This is a genomic window from Methanosarcina sp. DH1 (genome assembly GCF_020804205.1).
Lineage (GTDB): Archaea > Halobacteriota > Methanosarcinia > Methanosarcinales > Methanosarcinaceae > Methanosarcina > Methanosarcina vacuolata.
Genome location: NZ_WJBJ01000005.1, coordinates 77843 through 88760, shown reverse-complemented (window position 1 = coordinate 88760; position 10918 = coordinate 77843). Strand labels below are relative to the sequence as shown.

Annotated in this window: 13 protein-coding genes; 4 read left to right on the top strand and 9 right to left on the bottom strand. The window is 38.4% G+C overall.

Annotated elements, in window-relative coordinates; all coding sequences use genetic code 11:
• The 5 genes from FXW07_RS02240 to larE form a co-directional block, all read right to left on the bottom strand.
• Positions 1-407 (bottom strand): thiamine phosphate synthase (locus tag FXW07_RS02240; protein ID WP_229393566.1); only part of this gene is annotated, 407 nt, incomplete at its 3' end.
• Positions 408-625: 218 nt separating this feature from the next.
• The gene (thiM, locus tag FXW07_RS02235; RefSeq protein ID WP_229393565.1) at positions 626-1411 is read right to left on the bottom strand and encodes a hydroxyethylthiazole kinase; all 786 of its coding nucleotides are present in this window, start codon (positions 1409-1411) and stop codon (positions 626-628) included.
• Between the two features lie 104 nt (positions 1412-1515).
• The gene (gene fdhD, locus FXW07_RS02230; protein ID WP_229393564.1) at positions 1516-2445 is read right to left on the bottom strand and encodes a formate dehydrogenase accessory sulfurtransferase FdhD; all 930 of its coding nucleotides are present in this window, start codon (positions 2443-2445) and stop codon (positions 1516-1518) included.
• Positions 2446-2458: 13 nt separating this feature from the next.
• The gene (locus FXW07_RS02225) at positions 2459-3640 is read right to left on the bottom strand and encodes a cysteine desulfurase (protein ID WP_229393563.1); all 1182 of its coding nucleotides are present in this window, start codon (positions 3638-3640) and stop codon (positions 2459-2461) included.
• Positions 3637-4434, bottom strand: coding sequence for an ATP-dependent sacrificial sulfur transferase LarE (gene larE / locus FXW07_RS02220; RefSeq protein ID WP_229393562.1), 798 nt, complete (start codon positions 4432-4434; stop codon positions 3637-3639). The genes FXW07_RS02225 and larE overlap by 4 nt, the downstream gene beginning before the upstream one ends.
• A 194-nt stretch (positions 4435-4628) precedes the next feature.
• Between larE and FXW07_RS02215 the strand changes: the two genes are divergently transcribed.
• The 4 genes from FXW07_RS02215 (at position 4629) to FXW07_RS02200 (ending at position 7918) form a co-directional block, all read left to right on the top strand.
• Positions 4629-4907 (top strand): MoaD/ThiS family protein, encoded by a 279-nt coding sequence (locus FXW07_RS02215; RefSeq protein ID WP_229393561.1) that lies wholly within the window; start codon positions 4629-4631, stop codon positions 4905-4907.
• A gap of 342 nt (positions 4908-5249) precedes the next feature.
• The gene (locus FXW07_RS02210) at positions 5250-5708 is read left to right on the top strand and encodes a DUF1890 domain-containing protein (protein ID WP_048154756.1); all 459 of its coding nucleotides are present in this window, start codon (positions 5250-5252) and stop codon (positions 5706-5708) included.
• The gene (locus tag FXW07_RS02205) at positions 5705-6094 is read left to right on the top strand and encodes a DUF1894 domain-containing protein (protein ID WP_229393560.1); all 390 of its coding nucleotides are present in this window, start codon (positions 5705-5707) and stop codon (positions 6092-6094) included. The genes FXW07_RS02210 and FXW07_RS02205 overlap by 4 nt, the downstream gene beginning before the upstream one ends.
• 288 nt (positions 6095-6382) lie before the next feature.
• Positions 6383-7918, top strand: a complete 1536-nt coding sequence (locus FXW07_RS02200; protein WP_229393559.1) for a transposase — start codon at positions 6383-6385, stop codon at positions 7916-7918.
• A 67-nt stretch (positions 7919-7985) separates the two neighbouring features.
• Here FXW07_RS02200 and FXW07_RS02195 read toward each other — a convergent pair whose 3' ends face one another.
• The 4 genes from FXW07_RS02195 to FXW07_RS02180 form a co-directional block, all read right to left on the bottom strand.
• Positions 7986-8123 carry a hypothetical protein gene (locus FXW07_RS02195; protein WP_229393558.1) on the bottom strand — a complete coding sequence of 46 codons (138 nt, stop codon included), beginning with the start codon at positions 8121-8123 and terminating at the stop codon, positions 7986-7988.
• Positions 8124-8408: 285 nt separating this feature from the next.
• A complete protein-coding gene (locus FXW07_RS02190) occupies positions 8409-8903 on the bottom strand; it encodes a GNAT family N-acetyltransferase (RefSeq protein ID WP_229393557.1) in 495 nt (164 codons plus the stop codon).
• Positions 8904-9073: 170 nt separating this feature from the next.
• Complete coding sequence (locus FXW07_RS02185; protein ID WP_229393556.1) at positions 9074-9799, bottom strand: class I SAM-dependent methyltransferase; 726 nt, start codon at positions 9797-9799, stop codon at positions 9074-9076.
• A 288-nt stretch (positions 9800-10087) separates the two neighbouring features.
• Positions 10088-10867 (bottom strand): PhzF family phenazine biosynthesis protein, encoded by a 780-nt coding sequence (locus FXW07_RS02180; RefSeq protein WP_229393555.1) that lies wholly within the window; start codon positions 10865-10867, stop codon positions 10088-10090.
• Positions 10868-10918 lie beyond the last annotated feature (51 nt).

The following is a 10918-nucleotide window of genomic DNA, read 5'->3' as shown; positions in this document are numbered from 1 at the left end:
CCCACATAGTCAGTCCCAAATTTTTCCGCCAGGACTGCTTCCTCTCTGTCATTTACACTAAGGCCGATTATTTTATCCTCACCAAGGAKCTTTCTTGCCGTTTCAACAGGCATATCGTCCTGGCCAATATGGACTCCATCCGCATCAACGGCTAAAGCAACATCGATCCTGTCATTTACCAGAAATATTGCCCTGTCGCTGCAGATTCTCTTAATTTCTGAAGCCTCTTCGACCATTTCTTTCGTACTTTTATCCTTTTCCCGGTACTGAACAATCCTGCAGCCTGACTCGACTGCGTCCTTGACATCGGATAAAGTCCCTTTTTTAGAAAGTCCGGAATCTGTCACGAGGTAGAAATCGATTTCTTTCAAAAGGGAACTTTTCCAGCTGAAGTCTTTCTGGTTCATGATGATTAATCCATCCGACACGTACGTTTTTTAAAAACGTTCTTTATAATCTCATTTTTTTGAACTTATGGTTCTTTTTACTTAATTTACCTTTTTCTCTTTTAAACTCACGATTCTTCTCTTTCTCTTCCGAATTTACGATTCTTCTCTTTTTCTTCCGAACTTACGATTCTTCTCTTTCTCTTCCGAACTTACTGTTTTCCGTTTTTCTTCGGAACTTACTGTTCTTCAAAATTCATCATACTTTTTACTTTCTCATCCGACAGGTTGAACACTTCATCATACAGGTTAACCTTGAAACTTCCTGGCCCGTTTGATTTACTTGCTGCAAGTTCTCCTGCAACTCCAAAGTAACATAATGCTTCTCTGGACGCCTCGCAGTAATTCGGGTTAACTGCGGCAAACAAGCCTATTACAGAGGCAGCCATGCATCCTGTTCCGACAATCGACCCCATAAGTTCATGCCCGTTCTTAACAATAAAAACTCTTTCTCCGTCACTTATAATATCTTCTTTTCCTGTCATCACGATAACGGAAGAACTTAATTTTGCAAATTGCTTCGCAATCTTTATAGGGTCTGCACTAATTGATGTTGCTTCAACTCCTTTAGTCTCAGCGCTTTCGCCCGCCAGTTTTGCAATTTCCGAGTAATTGCCTTTTATAATATCTATACGGGCAGAACCAAGGATTTTAGCAGCCATTTCGTCTCTGAATTTCGTAGCTCCGACCCCGACGGCATCAAGCACTACCGGAATTTTCTTTTTATTTGCAGCGGCAGCAGAGAGAAGCATGGAGTCGATTATTTCAGAGGTCAGGGTTCCTATGTTAAGCACAAGAGCCGATGAAATCCCTGTCATTTCAGCGCATTCTTCAGGGGCATGCGCCATTACAGGCAGCGCACCGAAAGCTCTTGTCATATTTGCGCAGTCGTAGATAGTTACCCAGTTCGTTATATGATGTATGAGTGGTTTTGTTTCTCTTATTGTTTTTAATGGTTTGCTCATAGAATTCCTCAAAAACGTTTTAAAAAGTGATTTATCTGCATACTGGCACTTGTGCCAGAGATTTATATCAAATTATTGTTACCGGAAATCATTTGCAATATAGGTTACTCATTCCTTACCCTTTCCACGCCTGTGTAAATATTCATTTTCTGGCTCCTAACAAAGCCGATAACAGTAAGGTCGGCTTTCTCTGCCATGCTTATGGCAAGCGTAGTGGTTGCACCTCTGGATGCGATAATAGGAATATTAGCCATAAGGCATTTTCTTACCATCTCAGAAGAAATCCTTCCTGAACAGGTCACAATTGTCCTGGAGAAGTCCACACCATGTTTCAGTCCGTAACCTATTGCCCTGTCAAGGGCATTGTGCCTGCCGATATCTTCTATTACACAAATCTTTCCTTCCGGCCCGAAGAGCCCTATAATATGTATGCCGCCTGTTCTGGTATGCAGATCTGATACCAGCGTTTCTTTCATTATAGTTTTAATTGTTGAGACATTAGTGACCATATCCGACTGGATTTTCGGGAGCCGATCCGCGTCCAAATATGAAGTATCGCCTCCACATCCCGAAAGGACAGTTTTGCCTGAAAGCATGATTGAAAAAGGGTCTTTTGTCAGTACACTGGCACTGAGAGTGATGGCATCATCTGTTTTTCTCTCTGTTTTCTCTCTGTTTTTCTCTCTGTTTTCATCTCCGTTTTTCTCTCTGTTTTTCTCTCTGTTTTTCTCTCTGTTTTCATCTCTGTTTTCATCTCTGTTTTCATCTCTGTTTTCATCTTTGTTTTTCTCTCTGCTTCTTTCTCTATTTTCTTCTATGTGCAACGATTCTATATCCTCTAGTTTGCGAATAATTCTTTCTGTATATAATAATCCTGTTACAAACTCTTCAAGCAATGTCGGGCTTACCATAGCGGTTAAAGCATGGCGGCCGTTGACAAAGATTGCAAGAGGCACTTCAATTACGACTTCGTGAGACGATGGGACCATTGATCCGGGATCATATTTTATACAGGAGACCGTACTGTACATCATTATACCATACTCCTTACACGATACGTGCGATTTCTTCAATTGTTTCAAGAAGCAGGTCAACCTCCTCCTGAGTATTGTACATGTAAAAGCTTGCTCTCACAGTGCCGTTTTGGAGCCCCAGGGACTTCATTAACGGGATACAGCAGTGATCTCCCGAACGGACAAGAATTGCGGCTCTTTCGTCAAGCAAATAAGCTATTTCGTGGGGATGAATCCTATCTATAGTAAAAGAGACAATCCCGATCCTGTTTTTCATGTCCTGCGGCCCATATATAGTAATATTTTCAATATCGGAAAGCCCTTTGAGCAGGCGTTCAGTCAGTTCCTGTTCATGCCTGAAGATAGCATCCATCCCTAGGATTTCAAGATATTTTACCGCCTGTCCAAGCCCGATTGCACCTGAGATGTTCGGGGTTCCTCCCTCGAATCGCTGATAACCGCCAGTCAGAGAATAAAACTCAGTAGTCACGTCCTCGACTGTGCCTCCACCAAGTATGAGAGGAGAAATAAGCGCGTCTCTCATCCACAGAACGCCAGTGCCCGTTGGCCCGAGCATCTTGTGGCCCGAAAAGCATAAAAAATCGCATCCAATACTCCGGGCATCCACAGGAAAATGAGGGACGGACTGTGCTCCATCAACCAGAAAATAGGCTCCCTGCTTTTTGCAGATATCAGCAATCTCCCGGATAGGCTGTACGGTACCAAGTACGTTTGAGGCATGGCTAACTGCAACAAGTTTTGTATTAGCTGTAATCGCTTCTTCAAATGCCTCGATATCAAAAATCCCGGCTTCGTCTGGTCGGATAACAACCAGCTCAACGCCTTTCTGACGCAGTCGAAGCCAGGGGAGCAGGTTGGAGTGATGCTCTACAATCGTTGTGACTATTCGGTCTCCTGACTGCCAGTCAAGACCTGCTGCAACCATATTGATAGCCTCGGTTGTATTCTTGGTAAAGACTGTAGTGCCTTCTTTCCCACCAATGAAATTGCTGACCAGGTCATGTGCGTCCTGATACTTTTGGGTTGCAACTCTTGTAAGCCTGTGCATTCCTCTTCCAACATTGGCGCGGTATTGCCGGTCGTATTCGTTCATCGCAGCTATTACAGGCTCGGGAACAAGGCTCGTTGCCGCATTATCCATATAATGAAGGTATCTGGGGATTTGGAAGTCAGCTATGCAGTCTTCGAGCTTCATAACACTTCATCCATACTCCCGCTTCTGTATCCTTTAATATCGAGGGTAATGTACGAAAAGCCGCAATCCTGCAATACCTCCAGTATTCGAGCTCGCATGTTTATTGCCTTTTCAAGCTCTTCAGGCAATAACTCGATTCTTGCAATCTTGCCATGAAGCCTTACCCGCAGATTTGAAAACCCCAGATCGTGCAGCGAATTTTCTGCGTTTTCTATAGTTTGCAGCTTTTCAACTGTGATTTCTTCCCCATATGGAATTCGTGACGCAAGGCATGAAGATGACGGTTTATTCCAGAAATCACAGTCACAGTCCTGAGCCAGTTGCCTTATCTGTTTCTTTTGAATCCCAAGCGAGAGAAAAGGATGCAGGATTCCTTCTTCATTACTTGCCTGAAGTCCAGGGCGGTACTCATTGAGATCGGAAGCATTAATTCCATCGGCTATTTTTGAGATTCCCAGTTTTTCAGCCTGATCTTTTAATATCCTGACAGATTGTTTTTTACAGATATAACAGCGATTGGGGCTGTTTTTTCTGAATTCTTCATTTTCCAGAATAGGAAAGGGAATTATAGAGCAGGATATACCGAACTTTTGTGCGTTTTCCTCCGCTTCCTTAACAGCTCTTCTGGGAACAAGAGGCGCGTCAAAAAGTATACATTTTACCTTATCCTGAAGTACTTTTTGCGCAAGTAATGCAAGCAAAGTACTATCTATTCCTCCTGAATATGAAACAAGTAAACACTCTAATCCTGCAAGTTCTTTGAGCAATGCATCCTGCACATTTTCTTTTTCCATGGATGAATACCGACCTTTTATGTTCTTTTTTTTGACTGTACCGGAAACATTAAATTTTCCAAGAACATTCACAATTGTGAATATGCTGAAATGGGCATAATTGGTAATAATACTTTTTGTCCAGAAAACGAGAGTGAAGGTAGAATTACAGATTGAAAAAGTGATACAAAAATGTGAGTACTGACGGTGGAAACATGAAAATTCGAGTAAAAACTTTTGCTCAGATAAAGGACATTCTAGGAGCAGACAGCTTGCTTGAATGCCAGAACGACATTTCAATGCGGGAACTTCTTAGAGCCCTTCGCGAAAGAGCCGGAAAGTCTGAAGACCAGCTTTTTTCCAGGAACGGATGCCTGCACAGTAATTTGGTTTTAATGCTGAACGGTGCACGAATTCATGAAGAAGACATTGATTCTCTTACACTTTCAGAAGGAGATGAGATCACACTGCTTTCTCCAGTTTCAGGAGGATGACCCTTAGCGAAAATTGACTCAGTACCAAAATCCAGTGATAAACGTGAAATTGAAAATCACTAGATTTTGTAATTGGTTATAATCCATTAAATACGTCCTCTCGATGGAAGTCTTTCGATATCAAATATTGAGTTTGATTGAAGAACAAATTCTTCCTGCAAGTTCATGATTTCAATCGAAAAATACAAAAATCACTAGATTTTGGACCAGAGTCCGAAAATTATTAGAAAAATAATATTAAGAAAATATCAGTTTCCAAAGAAATCTTAATTGAAAAATCTCAATTTGAGGATTGATGTGTAATCCATTTTTACAGATAAAGTGTGTAAGAGATGAATTTTTATGACCGGTGCAAAAATGCTTCTCATGATGGGATGTCCCGAGGTCCCAATTCAAACCAGTATTGCCCTGTACTTATCCCATAAGCTGACTAAATTAGGATTCGATGTAACCGTTGCCGGGACAACTGCTGCAAGCAAACTTTTGAAAGTGTCTGATTCCGACGGCTATTATGTAAAAAAGCTGGTAGACCTCGACAAAACTATAGTAGATGTTATTGAAAAAAGAACGGATTTCGATATGTGCTTCGCCTTTATGCATAACGATGCAGGAATGACTTATGCAACGACCATGAGCTCCATTTCTCAGGCCAGGATGTACTCCATAGTCTTTGGCAGGAATGCCGATGCTCTGGCCGAAACCATAGAGTTCGACTGTGAAAAGGTCGTCGCACAGGACGTTCACAATCCTGTTCGCCTTAAAAACAAGCTGGATAAAGTGATGGAGGAGATCGTCAAATGAGCTGTATTGAGCAAATGAAGTATACTATCCACCTGCAAAAGACGAGCTTCAAGGAGGCAAGGGAGTATATTGAGAAAAACTCTGACGAAGTTTACTATGTATCTCCCGGATACAAAATCTTCAAAGATTATTATATAATAGGAATACCACCAATTGCAGTTGGGGCAAAGGGTAATGCTCTGGTCTTCCCCTATACAAAGCCCTGCCATGGAAGCTTTGTCCTGAGCATAGACAATGAAGACAGCATAAAAGAGATTAATCGGCTCAGGGAGACGGGCAAAGGAAAGGCAACAGCTTCAGTGAAGAAAGGCAACTCTCCTGAAAGTTCCAAGGTATCTTTAACCAGCTATGAGGATATGTGGAAAAAACAAGACCTTGAAAACTGACAATAATAAAGATAACAGAAATAGATAACAGAAATAGATAGCAGAAATAGATAACAGAGATAGATAACAAAAATAGATAACAGAAATAGATAACAGAAATAGATGAGGTTTTACCATTTTTCTTTAAATCACTTATTTTCACCAAATAATACTCAAAAAAAGTTATTTTACAAAAATATTATTTAGATATCTTTTAAATAGATTTTTAAAACTTATCGTAAGGATTATGCCCAATTAAAGCTATTTTAAGTTGCTAATCTAAAAACAAACCATAAAAAGGCATAATCCATGATAAAAATTATTGATAAGGGATATAAATATTTATTGCTACAATTGAGTGATTTTTTAGGGATTGCAAAAACAATAGTTGTAAGTTTGAAGAGCATTGAAGGTAGAAAAAAATATGAAAATCTATTTGGAAAAAAAATAAAAGACAAAAAGGAAAATATAAAAGTTTATGCTCTTCACACCAACCAGTCACTACTTATAGATTTTATAAGTAATCTTTTTGAAAAATCAACATCTTCAGCCATTTTCCACGATTACATTCATTCCAAAAGTTCTAATTTTAAAATAATATTTCAGGACACTAATAAAAAGAACAAGAAAAACGCAAAAAGCAATAGGCGTTGTATAACTATTATATTTCAAACATTACTTTCGGACTTTTTTGAAGACACAATAAATGTCCTTAAAAGGAAAATTAATATCCCTTACAGAGTTAAACCTTTGATTGTTAAGAGTAAGGACTACATGGAAACTGTTCTTCCCTTGGATCAAATACTTGCTTTTCAACATATTAAAACATTTAAGGGATATTTAGGTAATCTTTTTGCACTAAATCCTTCACTTGACTCTTATTTCAATGACCTCCAAGTTTCAATGGGATATATGCCTCAACTTGAAGAATTGGCTTTTAATAACATTTTCAAGTTAGAAGTATCAAGATGCAAACTTGGGTACTCCAACCTTGAATCATTTATTAGAGATTACAACCAGAATCAAGCTATAGGACAGGAATTAAAAATCAGAAGCAAGGAAAAGATTACTCTTTCATCTTATCGACGAAATCTAAAAATGATTTATCCTTATCTGGACAAATATGCAGGACTACTAATAAAAGAATGTAGAAACCTTAACCTTATTGGTGATAAAATCTGGATTTGGGATCGAAGATTTTTTGAGTGTAATTGTAGTGGTTTGAAAAATAAAGAAACTGGACTGCTTTCAGACCCAGATGCTGGACATTATGTCAAGAAAACAGGCAAATATAGTGTATTATCAGGAACAGGATACACTGATACATGTATTGTTGATAGCTGGTGGGGTTTACCCATTTATTGGGATGCAGTAAATGCTAGCAAAAATGACAACACTATATTTCAGGATACAATAAACCAGTGTATGGAATCAACAACAGTAAAACCATTTTTTGTGATAGCAGACGCAGGACCTGATAGTCATCCTTCTAACGAAACCGTAGTTGAAAAAGGGGTTATTCCAATCATAGCAGCAAGAAAAAATAGTGCTGGAAATATCTTAAAAACGGAAAAGGGAACTCACTTTAGAGCTAAATACATACCAAGAATTTACCATAAATTGCTTGGAAAATTGTACAATATTAGAACAACTGTTGAAAGAAAAAATTCAAACGATGTTGTTGGATACAATAGATCAAAAACGCCTACAAGAGGTAAAGTATGGGCCAAAACTTATGTGTCAATAAGCAATATTGCTGCATTACTTACGGCACTTACGGCTTTTAAAGTTGGAAGACATGAACTGATTAGAGCACCAGGAGCTTTTAGAAGGTTGAATATCTAAGTAATTAAAAGTAATTTTTGCTTAAAAAAAGGACTTTAATGCTTTTAATCTAAAATTAAAGCATTAATTAAGAAATTGGCAAAGGCTCAAGTATGTTCGTTCCTTCAGAAAAAGACAGATTTTCCAAAAATCGGTTTATTGTGTCTATGTTCTCTTTTCTTGTTAAATCGTATTTTTTTGCCAGTTCATTATAATCAATTCCCACAAATCATCCCTTCCAGTAGTAAATGAGACGACCCCAAAATTCAAAATTATTTTCTTTTGATCTTGCGTTTTGAATGGTCAATTAAGAATAGTCAATTAAGAATGGTCAACTAAGAATGGTCAATTAAGAATGGTCAACTAAGAATGGTCAACTAAGAATGGTCAACTAAGAATGGTCAATTAAGAATGGTCAATTAATACAGCATAGATATGGCAGTCTTAAATCACGTCTAATTTACACTTTCTTGAATATTCATAGAACTATAACTAACACAGCCAATGATGATTATTTCATATGTTTCTCCAGGATATAAGTTCCGTTATATTTGTCTCTGGGATTTTTAATTTTTACAACCTTAAATCCACATTTATTTACGTAAAAATTATGGTTTCTTCTGGAAAAACCTGGCGTATCTGTGTACCATTTTACAGTATCAGGATATTTCGATTCGATGAATTTCCAAATTATCAACCCTAATCCTTTATCCTGTAATTCAGGATCAATAAAAATATTCCCTAAGAAGTTTACATTATTTTCCTTTATCCAGACTATTACAGCGCCTATTGGTTTGTCGTCTTTAGAAACCTTATATGCTTGAGACGCGGGATTCAGAGCATATTCGCGTAGAAAATCTCCATTATCATAGCCACCAGGGCCCCCAGTTGGTTGATTTAAATGCCTTTGAGTATCCTCATCAAATGCTCTTTTCATTATGGGTGTAAGGATATCAACATCCTCTTCCGTAAACCTTTCAAATTGAAGACCACCATATACTTCCACTCAATTTCCCTTCTTGTAAATAAATAAAATTCACATTTTTTTTCACTGATTTCATTATAATCTATAATGCTTGTCCCTTCTTAAATTACTATTAAGGGGCACGTATTTGGTTTGCTGTGCCGATATATCTTACACCTCGGACGTCATTATACGAATTCGGATGTGTTTTCTTAAACCGTTTTTGCCATAATTACTACAAATGAGGGAATTCTACAATGATACTCTTTTTCCGGGCACAATTCTATTAATTCTCTTGGAGGAACCGGTTCTCTAAGTGAACTCACGTACATTCCTGCTTTTTCAATTGCTTCTATGTACCTTGATAACGGTCTATGATAATGCAATGTTTTGCCCCAGAAATTTAATTCTTCGACCCTTTCCTCTAAATAATTTCCAATTTTTTTGTATGTTTTTATGTTATTTTCGTTTTCCTCCCAGTCACTTAAAAAGAAGCATGGATGTGTTATTGAGAAAATAAAAGTCCCAGGCTTTTTCAGTACCCTGGCTACTTCAAAAACAAGTGATTCAATCTCAGGAATATCCATTAGCAACATATTTGCCACAACAATGTCAAACGATTTATCTTCAAAAGTTAACTTCCTGGTCAAATCCATATTATAATATTGAAGATTATCATGGATATGCTTGTGTTTTGCTATATTTAACATAGCTTCAGAACTATCTACAGATGTAACTAACGCTCCTTTTTGTGCAAGTTCTAACGAAAAAAAACCGTCACCACATCCTGCATCGAGAATGCGTTTTCCTTTTACGTTTCCTAATAATTCATTTACGGCAGCCAGGTATATCTGAGAATTAAAATTTCTTCCCCGATTGTTTTTCTCACTATAAGTTTCAGCAACAATATCCCAGTGGTTTATACTATTCGCTCTCATTAATCAGCAGACTCCTTTCAACTACGATTCATCTTGCTAAACCAAAAATATTCATATTCCGGGTCTATTTTGTATGATGGCTCAGGATTCAAGGTGTTCTGCCCAAACATTAAGACTGAGGTGGGGTTTTTTTGCTTGTAAGATTTAGTCCTTGGAGGGCGGTAATATCTACCTTATATAAGGAATATGGCATTGCATACTTAGTTCCGCTCAAAACTTTGTCCATGCTGAACTTGCTATCAGTGCCCTGAACAGGAGTTTATTGTTATGCTCAGCAGCCTTTTCTATTTAAATCAGTAATTCTCCTTCCAGCACTGTTACTGCTTTTCCCGAAATTAAAACCCTGTCATCGGCAACTTTTACTCTCAGGATGCCCCCGCGTTCAGACGCCTGATATGCAACGAACTCATTTTTATTCAGCTTTTTTTGCCAGTAGGGTCCCAAACAGCAGTGAACCGATCCTGTAACTGGATCTTCCGATACACCTACTTTTGGCGCGAAAAATCTTGACACAAAGTCATACGCCCTGGATCTGCTTGTGACAATTACTCCCCTTGTGGGGACTTTCAAAAGTTTCATGAAATCTGGTTTCATCTTTTTGACTATCTCTTCGGATTCGACTTCTACCAGATAATCAAACTCGCTTTTCCCTACATAGATTGCTTGAGTCCCAAGCGCTTCCAATAAATCTATTGGGGATTCTGTTTTTTCTTCAGTTAATGCCGGAAAATTCAGTTCAATCCAGCCCTCATTCATCCTTGCTGTTAATAGACCGCTTTTTGTGCTGAACTTTGCCTCCAGATCTTTCTTTAAATACCCTTTTTCCCACAGAATATGAGCACTTGCCAGTGTTGCGTGCCCGCATAATTCGACTTCCGCATTTGGGGTAAACCACCTTAGATTATACCCCTCACCTTCTTTAAAAAGAAATGCAGTATCTGACAGATTCATCTCACGAGCTATGTTCTGCATTAATTTCTCGTCCAGCTTCTTATTTAGAACACATACGCCTGCTGGATTTCCCGAAAACGTTTTTTCCGTAAATGCATCAACCTGGTAAATCTTCATTATGAATCCTCTCTTGAAATGATGGCTTCTGGAATGGCGGTGTCTCACTAT